Source organism: Ralstonia sp. 25mfcol4.1 (assembly GCF_900104095.1).
Taxonomy (GTDB): Bacteria; Pseudomonadota; Gammaproteobacteria; order Burkholderiales; family Burkholderiaceae; genus Cupriavidus.
Genome location: NZ_FNJO01000003.1, coordinates 387,254 through 405,870 on the forward strand (window position 1 = coordinate 387,254; position 18,617 = coordinate 405,870).

Consider the following 18,617-nt stretch of genomic DNA (forward strand, 5'->3'; position numbering starts at 1 on the left):
TGTGGAAGCCTGGGGCTTCCCTCACACCGTTACACCGTTACACCGCCGTGGCGGCGTCCTGCAGCACGGCCAGCACGTTCTTTGCCGCGCCCACGCCCATGTTCACGTAGGCCGCGTCGCTGACACCGCCGATATGCGGCGACAGGATCAGGTTCTCGATCTGCTGGAACGGGTGCGGCACCGTCATCGGCTCGACCGCGAAACTGTCCAGGCCGGCTGCATAAAGCTTGCCGCTGGACAGCGCCTCGGCCAGCGCCGGTTCGTCGATCAGGCCGCCACGCGCCGTGTTGACCAGGATCGCGCCGTCCTTGAACTGGGCCAGCGTCTCGCGGTTCAGCATGCCGCGGTTGTCGTCGGTCAGCGGGCAATGCAGCGACACCACATCGGCCTCGCGATACAGCTGCGGCAGGTTGTCCACCAGCGTCACGCCCTGGGGCACGGTCTTCGCATAGGGATCGAACGCGATCACGCGCATGCCCAGCGCCACGCCTGTCACGGCGGCGCGACGGCCGATCTCGCCCAGGCCCACGATGCCCAGCGTGCGGCCGTTCAGCTCGATGGTCTTGTGGATCGACTTGTCCCAATGCCCGGCGCGCATGCGGGCGTTCAGGTGCGGCACGGCCTTGGCGCAGGCCAGGATCAGCGCCCATGCGTGCTCGGCCACCGCAGCGGCATTGGCGCCCACCGCCGCCTTCACGGCGATGCCACGCTGGGCGGCGGCGCTCTGGTCGATCACGTCGATGCCGCTGCCGTGCTTGGAGATCACCTTCAGCGACGGCGCGGCGTCCATGACCGTCGCGCCCACCTTGCCGTAGCGCACGATGATGGCCACCGGGTCCTTCTCCCTGGCCAATGCCAGCACGGTTTCCTCGCTGCATTGCTTGCCGGCGAAAACCACCTCGAAATCCTTGAGCAGTTCGAGCGCCTGCGGCGCCAGGTCATTGCCCGTGACCAGCAGGACGGGTTTCTTCGCGACGCTCACAGCGATTCCCCCTCGGCCAGCACGCCGGCGGCGCGCAGTTCCTTGTCGAGCCAGCCCGGACGCAGGTCGCCGGCCTTGATCGCTGCAATACGCTTCGCTTCGGCATCCACCTTCTTCTGCGCCAGTTCCAGGATGGCCGGCACGTCTTCGCGCGGGATGACGACCACGCCATCGGCGTCGCCCACGATCAGGTCGCCCGGATTGACGGCCACGCCCGCCACCGATGCGGGCCAGTTCACCAGGCCGCCAATGGCCTTGGTGGGGCCGCACGGATTGGTGCCGGCCGAGAAGATCGGGAACGCGCCATGGGCCAGTTCGTGCGAATCCCGCACGGCGGCATCGATCACAAAGCCGGCCAGGCCCGAGGCCTGCGCCTGCGTGGCCATGATTTCGCCGCACAGCGCGGCCGTCTGGTCACCCTTGCCGTCCACCACGATCACATCGCCAGGCTTGCCCAGCGCCAGGGCCACGTGGAACATCAGGTTGTCGCCGGGACGCACCTCGACGGTCAGCGCCGGGCCGCACACCTTCATGGCCGGCGACAGGCCCTGCACGCGGGCGTTCAGCGTGCCGCGACGGCCCACCACATCGGCCAGGATGGCGGCCTGGAACTTCGACGCACGCGCCACCAGTTCGGGCGAAACGCGCTCGAAATCACGACGGATGGCGGGGGATGCTTTGGCTTGGGTGCTCATGTACGACTCCAGATATGACGGACAAACAAGGGGTCCAGCTCAGGGGGCTTACCTGGTGGAAGCGAGCTTCCACAGGCTTTCGAACTTGCCGCGCTGCGTGGCCATGTGCTGGGTCCACGCCGCGCCGGACAGGTAGGAGATGCCGCGCGCCTCGTTGACGGCGCGGGCCAGGAATTCGGGGTCTTTCGTCGTGGCCTCGATGGCGTCCTGCAGACGCCTGGCGATCTCCGGCGGCAGGCCACGCGGCGCCGCGAAGCCACGCTCGGACGAAATCGTGATGTCGAGCTTCTGTTCGCGGGCCGTCGGCACGTCGGCCACCAGGCCGGGGCGGCGCTCGTCGCCCAGTTGCGCCAGCACCTTCACGTCCTTCGACGCACGGTCAGCCTCGGTGAATTCGGTCGTGCTCATGGCCATCACGTCGATGTGGTGGCCCAGCAGGCTCGTCTTGGTCTGCGACGTGCCGGCGAACGGAATGTGGTTGACGCGCGCGCCAGTCGCCTGCTGCAGGGCCAGCGCGGCCATATGGCCATTGGTGCCGATACCGTTGCTGCCCATCGACAACCCTTCGGGGTTGCCCTTGAGCTGCTTCACCAGATCGGCCAGCGACCCCAGCTTGCTGTCGCCGGCCACCACGAACATGGCCGGATCGTCGATCACGCGCGCCAGTGGCACGATGCCGGCCGGGTCGTACTTGGGCTTGCGCTGGATCGGAATCGTCAGCAGCGAAGGCGTCGATACGATGCCGATCGTGTAGCCATCGGCCGCCGCCCGCGCCAGCGCCGAGTAGGCGATCTCGCCCGAGGCGCCCGGCTTGTTCACCACCACGATGCGGGCCTTGCCGCCCAGATGCTTCTGCAGGTACGGCGCCATGGCGCGCGCCAGCAGGTCCGTGCCGCCGCCGGCGGCAAAGCCGACGTAGACCTCGATGGGCCGGTCGTCGGGCCAGGCCGCGTGCGCGGACATCGCCGTCATCGCAAATGCCGCGACGAAAAGCGATCGGAAGGATCGGGGGGACCGGACTTGATGCATGGTTTGTCTCCGCTGCTTGCTGCGTTGTACTCTGTACAACGTCGTTTCATAAATTTGAGATAACTATAGTTCGTAAAAGGCGCGGCTCCACTTGGCGTTTACCCGGTACGATGCAAAACGGCGTTGTACACAGTACAATCGCCAAAAATACGGACCGGATCAGAAGATGAGTAACCACGGGGTAGCCGCCGTCGAAAAGGCGCTTGGTTTGCTGGACTGCTTCCGCCTGGGCGCCGAAATCCAGTCGCTGGCGCAGCTTTCCAGCACGTCGGGCATGCACAAGACGACGGTGTTTCGTCTGCTGAATTCGCTGGAGCGGATGAGCTATGTGGTGCGCACGGCCGATGGGCGCTATGCGCTGGGGCCGCGTGTGCTCTACCTGGGCAAGCTGTACGAGCAATCGTTCCAGCTCGGTTCGGTCATCGAACCGGTGTTGCAGGAACTGGCGCTGGCCACCCGCGAAAGCGCGTCGTACTACGTACTGCACGGCGACGAGCACCGCATGTGCCCGTATCGCGCCGAGCCAAGCGAAGGCCTGCGCGAGACGCGCCTGCCGGGCACCATCCTGCCGCTCGACGACACGGCGATCGCATCGGTGCTCAAGTACTGGGGCAAGGAAGACGAGTCGGCCCGGCGCGACGAGCCGCTGCCGTGGTTCACCGCCGGGGTGCGCGATATCTACACCGCGGCTTTCGCCACGCCGCTGTTCGGCGCCGGCGACAAGTTCATCGCCGCGCTCGCGCTTTCCGGCCCGGCCTCGCGCCTGGAGGCGGCGGACCGTACCGAGATCGCCCGCGTGCAGCTGGTGGCTGCCACCAAACTGTCAAGGCTGCTGGGCGCGAGTCCGGCTTGGTGCGAAAAGATCTACGGCACGGACCACTTCACTCACGACTGAAGCCGGCGCCGCCAGCTTCGACCGCGGCTTTCGGCAATGGATGGCTCCGGTTCGCCAGGCTGGCTGACGGGCACGTCCTCGATGGCTCCCCGCCATTCCCGGCCGCCGCACCGAATATCGGGCCGTGGTGTCGATGTGCTGGCCGACTTTCTCCGCGACCGCGCGAGGTGGCGAGTCCGCCCGTTAGCCGGCGATCTTCATCGTCTTCCCTGATTTGACGGCTCCACCCGGCCCCGACCGTGTAAACTCCCCGTTTTTTTCATCCAGCCGACATGATGCAAGTGCCACAGCGCACGGGTCTCAGCGGCCCGAAACTGCTTCGCCTGCTGGCTCGCCTGACCGATGCCGGAGCCGCTGCCGCCCCGCCATCGCTGTCTGCCGTGATGAGCCGGTGGCTTGGCTGGACCGACGCCATCGCGCTGTCGGCCGCGCTCAATGGCAGTCCGCCGGAAGCGCCGTCCAGCGCACCCGCGCGGGCGGGCAGCGGCAGGCCCGTGGCCATTGGCGACGCCGCCGGCACCCATGTGCGCGCCATGCTGACCGCGGCGATCACCGGGCAGGCCACGTCGGCCGACACCCGCCGCCGCATGCCGGCGCGCTCCGCCGCGCCCGATCCGGCCGAAACCGATTTCGGCGTGCATCGCCAGCGCTACGTGGCGCTGCAGCAGCAGATGGAACACGAGATCGCCGGGCTGCGTGCGCGGTTGCGTACGGCCCTGGCGGCGCGCACGACGTCGGCGGGACGGCTCGCCATGCTGGATACCGTCATGGAGCAGGTGCTCGGCCCGCGCGAACAGGCCGTGCTGGCGGCCGTGCCGGGGATGCTGGAACCGCATTTCACACGGCTGCGCGGCGCCGAGGGCGCGTGGCTCAACGAATTTCGCAGGGACATGCAGAGTGTGCTGCTGGCCGAGCTGGAGATCCGCTTCCAGCCGGTGGACGCGCTGCTCGCTGCCCTGCGCGAAAGCTGAATCGACATGAAGAAACCTTCCACAACCGTTGCCGCACCACTGGCGGTCTTCCTCGCGGGTCTGGCCGTCGTCGGCTGGGTCGGTGCCGGCTACGCTGGCACGAATGCGCTGGCGCTGGCCGTCACGCTGATCATCGGCGGCTTCTATGTGGGCGGCGCACTGGAACTGCGCCGCTACCGCGAGGCCACGCCCACGCTGACCGCCGCGCTGGCCGACCTGGCCACGCCGCCGGCCAGCCTTGCGGCGTGGCTGGACCGCCTGCATCCGAGCCTGCGCAACGCCGTGCGCCTGCGCGTGGAAGGTGAGCGCGTGGCACTGCCCGGCCCGGCCATGACGCCGTATCTGGTGGGCCTGCTGGTGTTGCTGGGCATGCTCGGCACCTTCCTCGGCATGGTCGGCACGCTGCGCACCACCGGCGTGGCGCTGGAAAGCGCCGCAGACCTGCAGGCCATCCGCGCCTCGCTGGCGGCTCCGGTTAAGGGACTGGGCTTCGCGTTCGGCACGTCGGTGGCGGGCGTGGCCACGTCCGCCATGCTCGGCCTGCTTTCCGCGCTGGTCCGCCGAGAGCGGGCGCAGGCGGCGCAAATGCTCGATGAACGCATCGCCACCACGCTGCGCGTGCATTCGCGCCATCACCAGCATGACGCCGTCTATGCGTTGCTGCAGCGGCAGGCCGAGCTGATGCCCGCGCTCGTGGATCGACTGGACACCATGACCACCGCGATGGCCCGCCAGAACGACGCGCTTGGCGAGCGCCTGTCGGCCAACCAGGAGGCCTTTCACGCACGCACCGACGCCGCCTATGCGCGGCTGGCCGACACCGTGGGACAGTCGCTGAAGGAAGGCATTGCCGACAGCGCGCGAGCCGCCAGCGCGGCCATCCAGCCCGCCGTGGACACCACGATGGCGGGCCTTGCCCACGAAGCCGCCTCCGTGCGCGACACCGTCACGCAGACCGTGCAGCAGCACCTGCACAGCCTGTCCGCGCGCTTCGAGGCCACGACCGCCGCCGTGACCGATACCTGGCAGCAGGCCCTGGCGCTGCACCAGCAGGCGAACACGGCCCTGACGTCAGACCTGCGGGCATCGCTGGACGGCTTCGGGGAAGCTTTCACGGCGCGCTCGTCGGCAATGGTGGACGCAGTCGGCACCCGTCTCGACGCGGCCAACGCCGACGCGGCCCGTACGTGGGATGCGGCGCTGTCGCGCCTGGAGCAATCGGGTGCCGCAATTACCGGCGCCAGCCACCAGGCCATGGCCGACGCATCGGCGGCCTTCGCGCAGCACGCCGCCGGTATCGCCGGCACGGTCAGCCAGTCGCACGCCGACCTGCAATCGAAGCTGGCCGCACAGGAGACAGCGCGCCAGTCGGCACTGGTCGCGAGCGACGAAGCCCGCCTGTCCGCCTGGCGCGATACGCTGGCCGCCATGGCCGCGACCATGCGCGACGAATGGCAGCAGGCCAGCGCCGCATCGGCCAACCACCAGCGCGAGATCCGCGACGCCCTGTCGCAGACCGCCCACGACATCGCCACGCACGCCCATACCCACGCCACCGGCACCGTGGCCGAGATCGACCGCCTGCTGCAGGCGGCGTCCTCGCTGCAGGCCGAACTGGCATCGCGCGACGAAGCCCGCCTGTCCGCCTGGCGCGACACGCTGGCCGCCATGGCCGCGACCATGCGAGACGAATGGCAGCAGGCCAGCGCCGCATCGGCCGATCACCAGCGCGAGATACGCGACGCCCTGTCGCAGACCGCCCGCGACATCGCCACGCACGCCCAGACCCACGCCACGGGCACCGTGGCCGAGATCAACCGCCTGCTGCGGGCGGCGTCCTCGCTGCAGGCCGAACTGGCATCGCGCGACGAAGCCCGCCTGTCCGTCTGGCGCGATACGCTGGCCGCCATGGCCGCGACCATGCGCGACGAATGGCAGCAGGCCAGCGCCGCATCGGCCGACCACCAGCGCGAGATCCGCGACGCCCTGTCGCAGACCGCCCGCGACATCGCCACGCATACGCAGCAGCAGGCCAGCGGCACCATCGCCGAGGTGGCCCGCCTGGCCCAGGTGGCAACCGAGGCGCCCAAGGCGGCTGCCGACGTCATCGCCGAACTGCGCCAGAAGCTGACCGACGGCATGGCGCGCGACAACGCGATGCTGGAGGAACGTGGCCGCCTGCTGGAGACGCTGGGCACGCTGCTCGACGCCGTGAACCACGCTTCCACCGAACAGCGCACGGCGGTGGATGGCCTGGTCACGACCACGGCCGACTTGCTGGAACGCGTGGGCACGCGCTTCACCGAACAGGTGGCGCAGGAGACTGGCAAGCTGGACGGCATCGCCGCGCAGATCACGGGCAGCGCCGTGGAAGTGGCGAGCCTGGGCGAAGCGTTCGGCGCGGCGGTGCAACTGTTCGGCGCCTCGAACGACAAGCTGGCCGAGCACCTGGCGCGCATCGAGGCCGCGCTCGACAGGTCGATGACCCGCAGCGACGAACAACTGGCCTACTACGTGGCGCAGGCCCGTGAGGTGGTCGACCTCAGCATGCTGTCGCAGAAGCAGATCCTGGAGAACCTGCAGCAGTTTTCCGCGCAACAGCCCGGGGTCGAGGCGGCATGACGGACGATATCGACGCCGGCGTGGAGCCGACCGTCCCGGCCTGGGCGGTGTTCGGCGACCTGATGTCGGTCATGCTGGGCGCCTTCGTGCTGGTCCTGCTGGGCGTGATCGGCGTGCAGATGGAACTGTCGGCGCGGCTGGAGAACGAGGTCAGGCAGCGGCAAGAGGAACTGAAGCGGCGCCAGACGCTGGAACAGGCGCTGGCCGGGCCGCTTGCAGCCGGCCGCGTCACGCTCAAGGATGGCCGCATCAATATCAGCGGCAACGTGCTGTTCGCGCTGAACTCCGACCAATTGCAGCCCGAGGGCCGCACGCTGCTCAAGAGCCTGGCCGCGCCGCTGTCGGCCTATCTGGGCGCACGCGACGAGATCCTGATGGTGAGCGGCTTCACCGACGACCAGCAGGTCCGGGAAGGTAACCGGCGGTTCGCCGACAACCTGGAACTGTCGGCCCAGCGCGCGCTGACCGTGACCCGTGCGCTGATCGAGGCGGGCGTGCCGCCTGCGTCGGTGTTCTCGGCGGCATTCGGATCGCAGCAGCCGGTTGCGCCCAATGCCACGGAAGAAAGCCGCGCGAAGAACCGCCGCGTGGAAATTGCGCCCGTGCCGCGCATATCGGCGGGTGCCGGGGCCACGGCAGGCAAGCCCAAACCCGATGCATAGCGACGCATCGCACGACGCGCCAAGTCCCGACCCGCGCGAGGACCGCCGCGACGCCCGCGCCCGGATCGACGGCTGGCGCGACAGTGGCGCCGACCGCGCCGACCCGGTGCGCTTCCGCTTTATCGAGGCGCTGGCCCGGCGCGCGTCCGCCTACGATGGCGAGGCACGGCGACGGCTGGAGCAGCGGCTGGCGGCACTGGTTGCCGATTATGGCGATGTGTTGTCACGCGTCCAGACCGAAGTGCCGGCGTCCGGCAAGTCGCTGCGGCGGGCCGACACACGCTCCGACCTGGCCGCCCTCACGGCGCGGCTTGGCCAGGGCGCCCATCCGGAAGACGCCCTTCCGGAGGACGCCCCGCCGAACGCGCATCCGGCCACACACCGGGGCGCCCTGCCCGCGTCCCAGGCACCCGGCACGCCCCGGACGCCGGATGCCCGCAACGGGCATCGCGCCCGCCACGCCGAGCCGGCGCTGGCCGACTATTTCCGCGACACCTGGGCGCGCGTCAGCGTCGATCGCCAGTTGCGCGATTCGCAGGCCGGTGTGCCGGAAAACGCCGGACCGCTGAACACCAATCACCTGGTGCATCGCTCGCTGTCGCTGATGCGCGAGGTGTCGCCCGGCTATCTGGAGCAGTTCCTCTCGTATGTCGATGCGCTGTCGTGGCTGGAGGGCATGCACGCCATCTCGCTCGTGCCCGACCGCGACGCGCCGCGCGCACCGGCCCCGCGCAAGGCGCGGGCCAGGTCATCCAGGTCGGGAGGCGGCACGGCCTGAGCCGTCGCCCGCCCGGACCGCCCTCGGGCCCGCCGGTGACGTCGCTCAGGCGGGCTTCCCGGTCTCTGGCGGCGCGGACGCCGGATCGTCCGCGACGGACTCGCCATCCCGCGTCGCAATCAACGCCCTGGGCGTGAACGGGATGATCGCCAGGATCAGCGCGTACACGGCCGTGGTGGCAATCACGCAGTACACGAATCCGTGCGACGGCGCGCTGTTGTAGATCCACGACCCCAGCAGGTCGCCGGCACGGCCGGACAGCGCGAGCACGCCATCCACCAGCATCATCAGCGTGCCCTGCAGGCCGGGCGGGCAGGATCGCATTGCCAGATCCAGGTAGGCGGCGGTGGCAATGCCCCCCATCAGGCCGGTCGGCGCCGCCAGCACCAGCGCCAGATCCGCCGAGTGGATGAATGCCAGCGGAATCATCTGCGGTACGGCGATGATCGTGCCCCACCACAGCAGCTTGCCCAGCGCGACCCGCTTGCACAGGTAGCCGTAGATCAGGAAGGTCGGCACGAAGGCGGCGGCAAAGATGCCGTTGTAGTACGAATACACGGAGTCCGACGCATGCAGCTCGTTGGTCAGGTAGAACTGCAACGGCGTGGCCGAACCTGGCGCGAAGTTCCACAGGAAGCAGATCAGCACCGCCGGATAGACGGCCTTGTGCCTGACCAGCCGTTTGATGTTCCCAACGAAGTCGGTGGCGCGGGCCTGCTTGCGGTCATAGAGCTGTCCGAACACCGATGGCGGCTTCCAGAGCGCCAGCGCGACGATCAGCAGGTTGAAGACGGCCACCAGGTAGATGGCCTGCCGGGCGGCCAGATGGTCGGAGACGTAGCCCGACGCAAAGGCGCCTGCCACCACCGGCACGGCGCTGATCACGTTCCACAGCGCGCTCAGCCGGCCTGACATCAGCTTTTCCTGGCCCACCAGGGCGATCAACCCCTGATAGGCCGCCGCCACGAAGCGGAATGCCAGCATGGCCATCAGCGTGCCCGCCAGCAGGCCCGGATAGGAAAAGCCCGAATGGGCCATCCAGACGCAGGCGAGCGCCGTCACCGGCGCGAAGATGAGGAAATAGCCGCGATCGCGCATGCCGAACGGGCTCCACTGGTCGCGCGCCAGCCCGAACACGAACGCCACGTAGACGGGGATGCCCGTCACCAGCCGGAACGTGGAAATCTGCGTGGCCGTCGCCTGCAGTTCGTTCTTGAGTATGTACGACGTCTGGATGTCGACCAGGGCGCCGGCCGGCGTCGCCAGGTAGACGAGCAACGTCAGCCATCCGAAATACGCCAGAGTTCGGTCGCTGCCCGCCTCGTCCTGACGACCAGAATCGGCCCGCATCGTCGCACCTGCCTGAGCCTGCCCGGAGTAAGTGTAGGAAAGAAAACGGGCACCGATCCGGCGGATCGGAACGGTCGGGGCGATCCCCGGTTCCCACCAGCTGAAAAAGATTGACCTTGATGTGGGCTTCAATCCTACAGTGGTTTCTGGCCCCAACCATGCGTCGGACAATTCCTGCATGACGGGCCCCGCCCGGCCACGGCCTGCCAGCGCTGGCCCGCCGGATTCCCGCATCGATGCGGATGGCTGCACCACTCAGGAGAAGCGAAACATGGGATACGTCACAACCAGGGACGGCGTTGATATCTTCTACAAGGACTGGGGACCGCGCGACGCTCAGGTGATCTTCTTTCATCACGGCTGGCCGCTTAGCGCCGATGACTGGGACGCGCAGATGCTGTTCTTCCTGGCGCACGGCTATCGGGTCGTGGCCCATGACCGCCGCGGCCATGGCCGGTCGAGCCAGGTCTGGGACGGCCACGACATGGACCACTACGCCGATGACGTGGCGGCGGTGGTGAAACATCTGGGCGTGCAGAAGGCCGTCCACGTCGGCCACTCCACGGGCGGCGGCGAGGTCATCCACTACGTTGCCCGCCATGGCGAGGACCGCGTCGCCAAGGCCGTGCTTGTCAGCGCGGTGCCGCCGCTGATGGTCAAGACCGAAAGCAACCCGGGCGGCCTTCCCAAGGACGTCTTCGACGGTTTCCAGGCGCAGCTTGCCGCCAATCGTGCGCAGTTCTACCTCGACATTCCTACCGGACCGTTCTACGGCTACAACCGCCCGAACGCGAAACCGTCCGAAGGGGTCATCCGCAACTGGTGGCGCCAGGGCATGATGGGCAGCGCCAAGGCGCACTACGACGGCATCGTGGCGTTCTCGCAGACCGATTTCACCGAGGATCTGAAGCGCGCCACGATCCCCGTCCTGGTCATGCACGGCGACGACGACCAGATCGTTCCCTATGCCGACTCGGCGCCGCTGTCGGCCAAGCTGCTGAAGAACGGAACGCTGAAGACCTATCCGGGATTTCCGCACGGCATGCCCACGACCAACGCCGACACGATCAATGCCGATCTGCTGGCGTTTGTGCGCGGTTAAACACCTCGCGTGCCGGGATCGCAGCCGCAGCGCGGCCGTCGATCTCGGCGCCGTCAGTTCACGGCGCGGCGATCCGCTGGGGCAGCGTCGCCGCCCTGATCCCGATCACCCATCCCTCCGTGCAGGCAAGGAACCTGAAGGGGCTGGTGGCCGACTCGCAGACGCGACCGGGCGGCCCGTCGTACGGCCGCGCCGGCACCGTCAGCACGCCCACCTGGCCGGCGAGTTGCTCAAGGCCCGCACGGGACTGAAGGCCGGATGACATCGGGGTAGCCGGCGCGCCGCCCCGCGGCGGGGTGCGGTTGCCCCAAAGTGCCATTGCGCCCCGTCCACCCGGCCATAAAATGAAGTGGCGGGCGGTCCGGCCGGGCCGCCGGGAACGCGGCCGCCCGTTCCAGCCGATGCCCCGCACCCTGTGCGGGGTAGACCCCATGCAAAAGTGGGGCCGGCACGCCGGGCAGCGGCAACCCCTCGCGCCAACCGCATCGCGCAGACCAAGGCCGTCATGGACAAGCTAGGACGATCATGGCAGTGGCGGCCCCTTGTCGGGCTGGCTCTCCTGTCACTGTTGCCGGGCGGGGGCGGCGCGCTCGCGGCCGGTGCCAACATCATTCCGGTGACGCTCGCCAGCGCACCCCTGACCACGTTTGACCGCTCGTTCAGTGCCGCGGTGCGTGCGTTTCACGATGAGGGCGTGGCCGACATCAACGCCGACCGGCAAGCCGGCTCCATCACGGGCCATGCGGGAACCACCACGATCAGTGCCGCGTTCCGCAGGCAATCCGATGGCACGCTCAATGTCCAGTTCGCCTCGCCAGACCCGAAAGCCACGGATCTGGTGCAGCGCATCTACAACGCCTACAACCGGCGCATGGGACGATGACATCCGCGCGCAAAGGGACCGATGCCATGACAATGCGGCCGCGTCCGTTCCGGATGCGCCTGGGTGCGCCGCGCTCGTGGGGCCTGGCGACGCTGTTTTTCCTGCTGACCCAGGCGGCGCTTGCCCAGCAGCATTTCGGCACAGCCCAGGATGGCATGCTGGCGTTCGGCCAGGCCGTGCTGGCCGACGACCAGCCCGCGCTTACGCAGATGCTCGGCGACGACTTCCGGGCCATCGTCCCGCCCGTGGGCGACGCGGCCCGCGAGACGTTCGTGCGCGCGTGGAATGTGTCCCACACCGTTCGAACGGCCAATGGCCATGCTTTCATCGTGGTGGGCGACGACGGCTGGACCCTGCCCGTGCCGCTGGTGAAACGCACGGCGGGCTGGCAATTCGACACCCAGGCCGGCCTGCAGGAAATGCGTGTGCGCCGCATCGGCCGCAACGAACTGGCCGCGATACAAACCCTGCTGGCCATCCGGGACGCCCAGGACGACTATGCCGAGACCACGCACGACGGCGAAACGCTCCACGTCTACGCGAGCAAGCTGGCCAGTTCGCCCGGCAGGCACGACGGCCTGTACTGGCCGACCGGGCCCAACGAGCCCCCGAGCCCGCTGGGCGAGGCCTTCAGCGATGCCAGCCGGCCGAACCAGAGCGAGGACGGCTACAACGGATACCGCTTCAGGCTGCTCACGGCACAGGGCAAGCATGCCCAGTCCGGCGCGATGAACTACGTGGTGGACGGCAAGCTCTTCGGCGGCTTCGCGGTGATCGCCTGGCCCGTGCGCTATGGCGACACCGGCGTGATGACGTTCATGGTGAACCACCTCGGCGTCGTCTACGAACGCAATCTCGGCCCGCAAACCGCCATGAAGGCATCCGGCATCCAGACATTCGATCCAGCTCCGGGCTGGAGGCGGGTAGCCCCATGAAGCGCATGGCCATCGCGACGGGCTGCGTCGCGCTGATGCTGGCGGGGTGCCAGACGAATCCACCATCCAAGGGCGCCCCGGCCGCCGCGCAATCACCGGCGGCTGCACAGGCACAGTCACTGGATCAGGCACGTCTGGCGGCCGTGCAGAAGCCGGCCGGCGTCGCCTACAAGCCCGAGGAGATCGAGGCACTGGTAGCCCCGATCGCGCTGTATCCGGACACCTTGCTCTCGCAGGTGCTGATGGCTTCCACCTACCCCATGGAAATCGTCCTGGCCGCCCGCTGGCTGAAAGCCCGTCCGGACCTGAAAGGCGACGCCGCCATCCAGGCCGCGCAAAGCGAGCCGTGGGACGCCAGCGTCAAGTCGATGCTGGCCTTTCCGCAGGTGCTGGAGCCGATGAACGACAAGATCGACTGGACGCAGAATCTGGGCGATGCCTTCCTGGCGCAGCAGAAGGATGTCTTCGATGCCATCCAGCGGCTGCGTGCGAAGGCACGGCAGGCCGGCAACCTGCAATCGAATGCCCAGCAAACGGTCACCACGCAGACCACGGCGGCGGGCCAGAGCGTCGTGATCATCGAGCCCGCCAACCCGCAAACCATCTACGTGCCGGCGTACGACCCTGGCGTCGTGTACGGCCCGTGGGCTTATCCCGCATATCCGTACTACTACTGGCCGCCCTACCCCGCCTACTATCCCGGCTACGGCTCTGGCATCGCGTTCGGCGTGGGGCTGATCACGGCGGCGGCGATCTTCGGCAATTGCGACTGGAACAACAACAACGTCCACGTCGAACATCACAAGGCCCGCAACATCGATCGCAACTTCGATTCCAGCAGGCTGAGCGGAGACCGCTGGCAGCATGACGCACGCCATCGCCAGGGCGTGGCCTACCGCGATAGCGCGTCGCGCGAGAAGTTTGGACGTAGTTCGCCCGGCGCGGAAACCCGCAACGGATTCCGGGGTCGCGACGGCTCTGCGGGTCGTGACAGCGGGTTCAACGGGGTCGGCAATGGTCGTGGCGAGATGCAACGCGACATGAACCGCGGCAATGCGAGCCTCGGCTCAGGCTCGAATCGTGGGAATGCCGGCGGCTTCCGGGGCGGAGGCGGTGGCGGCGGGCGTGGATTCGGCGGCGGCGGCCGGGGTGGGCGGCGCTAGGCAAGCCCCCTGCGGCTGCCGGCGGGACGGCCGGCGTCGCCGCCCACCGGCCGTTCCTCTTGGTCTGCGGCGGCGACCGTCTCACTTTACCGGTTCGAAATCGCCCGGTTTCCAGCTCTTGTCGAATGCCGCCGGCTCCGGGCCATAGATGCGGATGTAGGCAAACCATCCCTTGCCCGGGGTGGTCTTGATCCAGCGATTTTCCTTGCCTGCCGGCGCCGTCGGGCCAACGTAGAGATCCAGCGGGGCATTGGTCGGCACGCCCTTGAGTTCGAACAGCGAGCGCAGGGCTGCCTTGTCCTGGTCGGTCTGCACCTGCGAGCGGGTTTCGGCGTCGTAGATCGTGACCGACCAGAACAGCTTGCCCGGCACCGGCTGGGGCAAGGTCAGCTTGTAGTGCTTGCCGCCTTCGAGGAATGCCCCGGTGCCGTCGCGCACGGCCATCCAGTACAGCGAACCGGCGCCGGCGCTGCGCCGGAACATGGCGGGTGACGTGACGATGGCCTGCGCAAACCAGCGGTCGCGCGATTCCAGATCCATGCCTGCCGGCGTCTCGAACTGCGCGCTGCCGGGCGTCAGGCCCACCCACTCCCATTTCCGGTCAGGCCAGTTCACCCGGTCAGGACGGGCGCTGTCGAAGGCCGACACCAGCATCTGGTCGCGCCCGGCCCTGGCCGCGCGCTCCAGGATGTCCTTCATGCGCGCATCGGGATTGAACGGCTTGCCTTTCTCGATCCCCAGTTCGGCCAGCAAGCCGTACATGGGCAGGAATTGCGGCACGATCCGTTCCTCGTCGATGATCTTCTGCAACACCTGCCAGAACTGGAGATTGCCTTCCCAGCGCAGCGACGAGCTGTCCATGCGCTGTTCGGTGGTATCGACCAGCTTCAGCGGCACCGGACTCGCCGCCGACGACAGCGGATAGATCTTGATCGCGCGCAAGGCGTTGAGCGCGCGTGGCAGGTCTCCGCCGACCGGCAGCGCGCGCACGGCGAACAGGTTCTTGACTGACGGTGACGTGCCAACGTGGTAGCCCTTGGGAATCTTTCCCTTGTAGCCGGCCGGCACCACCAGGTGCTTGCCGCCCTTGCCGGCATCCGGCCCCGGAATACCCAGGTCCTGCACCCAACCCTGGTTGTGATCGTCGACCAGGCCGATATAGGGGCCGGGCGGAAGGTCGATGACGACCGGCCCCTGGCTCAGATCGATCACGGCCGAAGCATAGGGCGTATCGGAGTTCAGGGTGAAGCCAACCTGCCGCGGGCCTGCCGCCGCCATGCCCCACGACTCTCCATCCTTGATCCCCAGCTCGCGGTTGCCGTTGAAGATGCCTTCCACCGAGACGGTCGGATACCAGAACCGATACGCCGTCATGGCGCGCTGGAAGTCCGCATCGTTGCGCGCGGCCTGTGTGGTCTGCGCAGTCGGATAGCCGCGCTCGAATACATACCCCCCGGCGCCTTGGGCCAAGCTGGCGGTCGATGCCGCTACCAGCAGCGTGAACAGCATCATCCTGGAACGTGCCATGCGAAATTCTCCGTTGAATTCTGCATACCCGCCATGTGGATCATTGCGGGCATGACAATCGCCGGACGAGCATATCGCAAGACGCGCCCGCCCCATGACGGCCCCATGTTGAATGTTTTGATCGACGGATTTAAGAGAAATGGACAGGACCCATCCGTCGCGCATAGGACAGCGCGTGCCGGATCAGCATTTCATTTGCAGTCGCCACCGAGATCCCGCCGGATCATTCAAAATCGCTGGCCCGACCCGCGTGATGGGCCAGGCCGGGGGTCCATGGCGGGATGGCGGCCGTCAGTCGGCCGTCAGTCGGCCGTCACACGGCGAATCCGCACCGGAATGGACTTGGCCGCCGGGACGTGGCTTTCCTCGGCATGATGCCAAAGCGGCAGGAGCGGATTGCACTCGGGGAAATAGCCCGCCACGCATCCGGCAGGGATATCGAAAGGCACCAGTTCGAAGCCGTCCACGCGCCGGGCCACGCCGTCCGTCGTCACGGCTTCCAGGCTGACGGACTGCCCCGCCGACAGCCCAAGGCGCTCCATGTCGCCCTCGTTCATCAGCACCACCATTCGCGTGCCCTTGATGCCCCGGAACCGGTCATCGAGCGAATAGATCGTGGTATTGAACTGGTTGTCGCTGCGCAGCGTGAACAGCCGCAGTGTGTCTGCGCCCGTCTCGGGAGCGTCCGGGTCTTCGATCAGGGACTCAGGCGTAAAGAACTCGGCCTTGCCGCTTTTCGTCTTCCATTGCCGCTGGGCCACGGGCATCGGCCGATGAAAGCCGCCGGGCTCCCACATGCGTTCGTTGAGCCCGCGGAAGATGTCCGGATAAGTCTGCTCGATGGCGTCCCGGACCAGCGCGTAATCATTCGCCCACGCACTCCAGTCGACACGACTGGCCGACCCGAGCACCGACCTGGCGATGCCCGCGACGATCTGCGGCTCGGACAGCAGCTCCGGGCCGGCCGGCTCGGCCACACCCCGCGAGCCGTGGAAACATCCCGTGCTGTCCTCCATCGATACCGACTGGGCGCCCTGGGCACGCTGGTCGATCTCGATACGGCTCAGGCATGGCAGTACATAGGAAATCGCCCCATGGACGAGGTGGCTCCGATTCAGCTTCGTGGTGATGCCCACCGTCAGGCGCAGCTTGCGCCAGGCAGGCTCGACCACGTAGCGGTCGGGCACCGACCGCACCAGATTGCCGCCCAGCTGCACCACGGCCTGAACGCTGCCATCGATGATGCCCCGGCACGCGCCAACGGTATCCAGACCCTTCTCGCGCGGCGGCTCGAAGCCGTACTGCGATGCAAGTTTGTCGAGCGGGGCCAGTTCGGGCTTCTCGGTGATGCCGACGGTACGCTGTCCCTGCACGTTCGAGTGCCCCCGGATCGGCGACGCACCGGCGCCCGGCTTGCCCAGGTTCCCGCGCAGCATCAGCAGGTTCGCGACCATGCGCACGTTCTGTACGCCATGCCGATGCTGCGTCAGCCCCATCCCGAAATGCGCGATGACAGCCTTGGCATTGCCATACGCCACTGCCGCCTCGGTGAGGGCTGCGCGGGTCAGACCGCTCACGCGCGTAATGTCTTCCCACGCCGTCGCCTGCACGCAGTCGCTGAACGCGTCGAATCCTGTCGTGTGCTGCGCAATGAAGTCGCGGTCCAGCAGGCCGGTGCCGCCATTCAGGATGGCGTCGGCATCGGCTTCCAGGAGGGCCTTGCAGATGCCCATGATGGCGGCCGTGTCTCCGCCGGCCTTCACCTGGTGGTACTGCGTGCTGATCTGCGTGGCGCCCGGCGTCAGCATCTCGGCTGGGGATTGCGGGTTGACGAAGCTCACGAGGCCCGGCTCGCGAATCGGATTGAAGGTGATGATCGGGACGCCCCGCTTGCGCGCGTCCTGCAACGGGTGGAGCATGCGGGGGCTGTTCGTCCCGACGTTCTGCCCGAAAAAGAACATCAGGTCGGTTTTTTCGAAGTCATCCAGCGTGATGGTGCCCACGCCAACGCCGATGGACGCCTTCAGCCCGACCGACGTGCTTTCATGGCACATGTTCGAACTGTCCGGCATATTGTTGGTGCCATACATGCGCGCAAACAGCTGGTACATGTACGCAGTCTCCAGCGATGCCCGCCCGGAGGTATAGAACACCACGGACTTCGGATCCATCGCGCGAAGTTCCCGCCCGATTTCATCGAACGCCTGCGCCCACGTTACCTGGACGTATTTGTCGGTGCTCGCGTCCCAGCGCAGCGGCACGGTTACGCGGCCGGCATCCTCCAGGTCGTGGTCATGCCATTGTTCCAGTTCCGCGACGGTGTGACGCTCGAAAAAATCGGCCGCGATGCTGCGGGCAGTCAAATCCCACGCAGTCGCCTTGGCACCGTTTTCGCAAAACTCGAAGGCGTGTGGATCCCTCGGCTTCGCCCAGGAACAGCTGACGCACATGAAGCCGTCCGGCTTGTTCTGGTGCGCCAGCGCCTGGCTCGCCCGGACCGGCACATGCTCGTGCACGAGGATCCTTGCCACGGCCTTGAGCGATCCCCACCCGCCGGCGGATCCGGTGGGATTGGCTTCTGTCTTACCGTGTTTCATGGGGCGCTCCTTCGCGTGGCCCCCCGTCGGCGAGTTCGCCGATAAAGACGGCGCTGTGCCTGGACAGCAGCGCCTTTGCGCCGTCCAGTTGCGTGACCGGCACATCGGACACGATCAATCGTGCCGCGCATCCGTCCGGCTGCTCGGCACCGTCGGCGCTCTGCACCCCGACGATTTCCACCATCAGGCTCCGGAGCTCCGCCAGAAAGCCCTCGCCACCCGCTTCCTTTTCACTCTCGGCAGCCAGCCGCAAGGCAACCTTGAACTCCGGGTACGTCTCGACAAGCGCCTGGCACGCAGCCCCGGCCGCGGCGCTCTCGGCAAATCCGGCAACTATGGTTGGCATGACATCTCCGTGATTCGGCGAATGATCCCCCGGACAGTGCAAATAGCGTGCCCGCGGACCTCCCTTTGCCTCTCGCGTAC

The 18,617-nt window shown here is 67.6% G+C and carries 16 protein-coding genes; 9 read left to right on the forward strand and 7 right to left on the reverse strand.

The features are described 5' to 3' along the window. Positions 1–37: 37 nt before the first annotated feature. The 3 genes from BLQ58_RS07865 to BLQ58_RS07875 are packed head-to-tail and all read right to left on the reverse strand — an operon-like array spanning position 38 to position 2,649. Positions 38–982, reverse strand: a complete 945-nt coding sequence (locus BLQ58_RS07865) for a hydroxyacid dehydrogenase (RefSeq protein WP_092596042.1) — start codon at positions 980–982, stop codon at positions 38–40. Beyond that, positions 979–1,677 (reverse strand): RraA family protein, encoded by a 699-nt coding sequence (locus BLQ58_RS07870; protein WP_092596049.1) that lies wholly within the window; start codon positions 1,675–1,677, stop codon positions 979–981. Before BLQ58_RS07870 ends, BLQ58_RS07865 begins: the two co-directional genes overlap by 4 nt. 48 nt (positions 1,678–1,725) lie before the next feature. After that, positions 1,726–2,649 carry a tripartite tricarboxylate transporter substrate binding protein gene (locus BLQ58_RS07875; RefSeq protein ID WP_092596050.1) on the reverse strand — a complete coding sequence of 308 codons (924 nt, stop codon included), beginning with the start codon at positions 2,647–2,649 and terminating at the stop codon, positions 1,726–1,728. Between the two features lie 223 nt (positions 2,650–2,872). On the opposite strand from BLQ58_RS07875, the gene BLQ58_RS07880 reads away from it, so the two are divergent. From BLQ58_RS07880 to BLQ58_RS07900, 5 genes are all read left to right on the forward strand, one after another. Beyond that, complete coding sequence (locus BLQ58_RS07880) at positions 2,873–3,601, forward strand: IclR family transcriptional regulator (protein ID WP_092596051.1); 729 nt, start codon at positions 2,873–2,875, stop codon at positions 3,599–3,601. A gap of 272 nt (positions 3,602–3,873) precedes the next feature. Further along, on the forward strand, positions 3,874–4,572 hold the full coding sequence (locus BLQ58_RS07885) for a DUF3348 domain-containing protein (protein WP_092596052.1): 699 nt from the start codon (positions 3,874–3,876) through the stop codon (positions 4,570–4,572). Between the two features lie 6 nt (positions 4,573–4,578). Next, positions 4,579–7,194: a DUF802 domain-containing protein gene (locus BLQ58_RS07890; protein WP_092596053.1), complete on the forward strand. Its 2,616-nt coding sequence runs from the start codon at positions 4,579–4,581 to the stop codon at positions 7,192–7,194. Next, positions 7,191–7,856 (forward strand): OmpA family protein, encoded by a 666-nt coding sequence (locus BLQ58_RS07895; protein WP_092596054.1) that lies wholly within the window; start codon positions 7,191–7,193, stop codon positions 7,854–7,856. The genes BLQ58_RS07890 and BLQ58_RS07895 overlap by 4 nt, the downstream gene beginning before the upstream one ends. Beyond that, positions 7,849–8,634: a DUF2894 domain-containing protein gene (locus BLQ58_RS07900; protein WP_092596055.1), complete on the forward strand. Its 786-nt coding sequence runs from the start codon at positions 7,849–7,851 to the stop codon at positions 8,632–8,634. The genes BLQ58_RS07895 and BLQ58_RS07900 overlap by 8 nt, the downstream gene beginning before the upstream one ends. A 45-nt stretch (positions 8,635–8,679) precedes the next feature. On the opposite strand, the gene BLQ58_RS07905 is transcribed toward BLQ58_RS07900, so the two are convergent. After that, complete coding sequence (locus BLQ58_RS07905; RefSeq protein WP_092596058.1) at positions 8,680–9,984, reverse strand: MFS transporter; 1,305 nt, start codon at positions 9,982–9,984, stop codon at positions 8,680–8,682. 271 nt (positions 9,985–10,255) lie between these two features. Between BLQ58_RS07905 and BLQ58_RS07910 the strand changes: the two genes are divergently transcribed. From BLQ58_RS07910 to BLQ58_RS07930, 4 genes are all read left to right on the forward strand, one after another. Continuing rightward, positions 10,256–11,086, forward strand: coding sequence for an alpha/beta fold hydrolase (locus BLQ58_RS07910; RefSeq protein ID WP_092596065.1), 831 nt, complete (start codon positions 10,256–10,258; stop codon positions 11,084–11,086). A gap of 505 nt (positions 11,087–11,591) precedes the next feature. Next, positions 11,592–11,969: a hypothetical protein gene (locus BLQ58_RS07920; protein WP_139186076.1), complete on the forward strand. Its 378-nt coding sequence runs from the start codon at positions 11,592–11,594 to the stop codon at positions 11,967–11,969. Between the two features lie 26 nt (positions 11,970–11,995). After that, a complete protein-coding gene (locus BLQ58_RS07925) occupies positions 11,996–12,904 on the forward strand; it encodes a DUF2950 domain-containing protein (RefSeq protein ID WP_343655717.1) in 909 nt (302 codons plus the stop codon). After that, a complete protein-coding gene (locus BLQ58_RS07930) occupies positions 12,901–14,067 on the forward strand; it encodes a DUF3300 domain-containing protein (RefSeq protein ID WP_092596081.1) in 1,167 nt (388 codons plus the stop codon). Before BLQ58_RS07925 ends, BLQ58_RS07930 begins: the two co-directional genes overlap by 4 nt. An 81-nt stretch (positions 14,068–14,148) precedes the next feature. On the opposite strand, the gene BLQ58_RS07935 is transcribed toward BLQ58_RS07930, so the two are convergent. The 3 genes from BLQ58_RS07935 to BLQ58_RS07945 form a co-directional block, all read right to left on the reverse strand. Next, positions 14,149–15,594: a DUF1254 domain-containing protein gene (locus BLQ58_RS07935; protein WP_217635967.1), complete on the reverse strand. Its 1,446-nt coding sequence runs from the start codon at positions 15,592–15,594 to the stop codon at positions 14,149–14,151. Positions 15,595–15,896: 302 nt separating this feature from the next. Next, complete coding sequence (locus BLQ58_RS07940) at positions 15,897–18,191, reverse strand: FdhF/YdeP family oxidoreductase (RefSeq protein ID WP_092596083.1); 2,295 nt, start codon at positions 18,189–18,191, stop codon at positions 15,897–15,899. Beyond that, a complete protein-coding gene (locus tag BLQ58_RS07945) occupies positions 18,178–18,537 on the reverse strand; it encodes a hypothetical protein (protein WP_092596084.1) in 360 nt (119 codons plus the stop codon). The genes BLQ58_RS07940 and BLQ58_RS07945 overlap by 14 nt, the downstream gene beginning before the upstream one ends. Positions 18,538–18,617 lie beyond the last annotated feature (80 nt).

Coding starts and splice junctions, on each gene's coding strand:
- BLQ58_RS07870 (WP_092596049.1), bottom strand. CDS start 1,677: ATGAGCACCCAAGCCAAAGCATCCCCCGCCATCCGTCGTGATTTCGAG.
- BLQ58_RS07875 (WP_092596050.1), bottom strand. CDS start 2,649: ATGACGGCGATGTCCGCGCACGCGGCCTGGCCCGACGACCGGCCCATC.
- BLQ58_RS07880 (WP_092596051.1), top strand. CDS start 2,873: ATGAGTAACCACGGGGTAGCCGCCGTCGAAAAGGCGCTTGGTTTGCTG.
- BLQ58_RS07885 (WP_092596052.1), top strand. CDS start 3,874: ATGATGCAAGTGCCACAGCGCACGGGTCTCAGCGGCCCGAAACTGCTT.
- BLQ58_RS07890 (WP_092596053.1), top strand. CDS start 4,579: ATGAAGAAACCTTCCACAACCGTTGCCGCACCACTGGCGGTCTTCCTC.
- BLQ58_RS07895 (WP_092596054.1), top strand. CDS start 7,191: ATGACGGACGATATCGACGCCGGCGTGGAGCCGACCGTCCCGGCCTGG.
- BLQ58_RS07900 (WP_092596055.1), top strand. CDS start 7,849: ATGCATAGCGACGCATCGCACGACGCGCCAAGTCCCGACCCGCGCGAG.
- BLQ58_RS07905 (WP_092596058.1), bottom strand. CDS start 9,984: ATGCGGGCCGATTCTGGTCGTCAGGACGAGGCGGGCAGCGACCGAACT.
- BLQ58_RS07910 (WP_092596065.1), top strand. CDS start 10,256: ATGGGATACGTCACAACCAGGGACGGCGTTGATATCTTCTACAAGGAC.
- BLQ58_RS07920 (WP_139186076.1), top strand. CDS start 11,592: ATGGACAAGCTAGGACGATCATGGCAGTGGCGGCCCCTTGTCGGGCTG.
- BLQ58_RS07925 (WP_343655717.1), top strand. CDS start 11,996: ATGACAATGCGGCCGCGTCCGTTCCGGATGCGCCTGGGTGCGCCGCGC.
- BLQ58_RS07930 (WP_092596081.1), top strand. CDS start 12,901: ATGAAGCGCATGGCCATCGCGACGGGCTGCGTCGCGCTGATGCTGGCG.
- BLQ58_RS07935 (WP_217635967.1), bottom strand. CDS start 15,594: ATGGCACGTTCCAGGATGATGCTGTTCACGCTGCTGGTAGCGGCATCG.
- BLQ58_RS07940 (WP_092596083.1), bottom strand. CDS start 18,191: ATGAAACACGGTAAGACAGAAGCCAATCCCACCGGATCCGCCGGCGGG.
- BLQ58_RS07945 (WP_092596084.1), bottom strand. CDS start 18,537: ATGCCAACCATAGTTGCCGGATTTGCCGAGAGCGCCGCGGCCGGGGCT.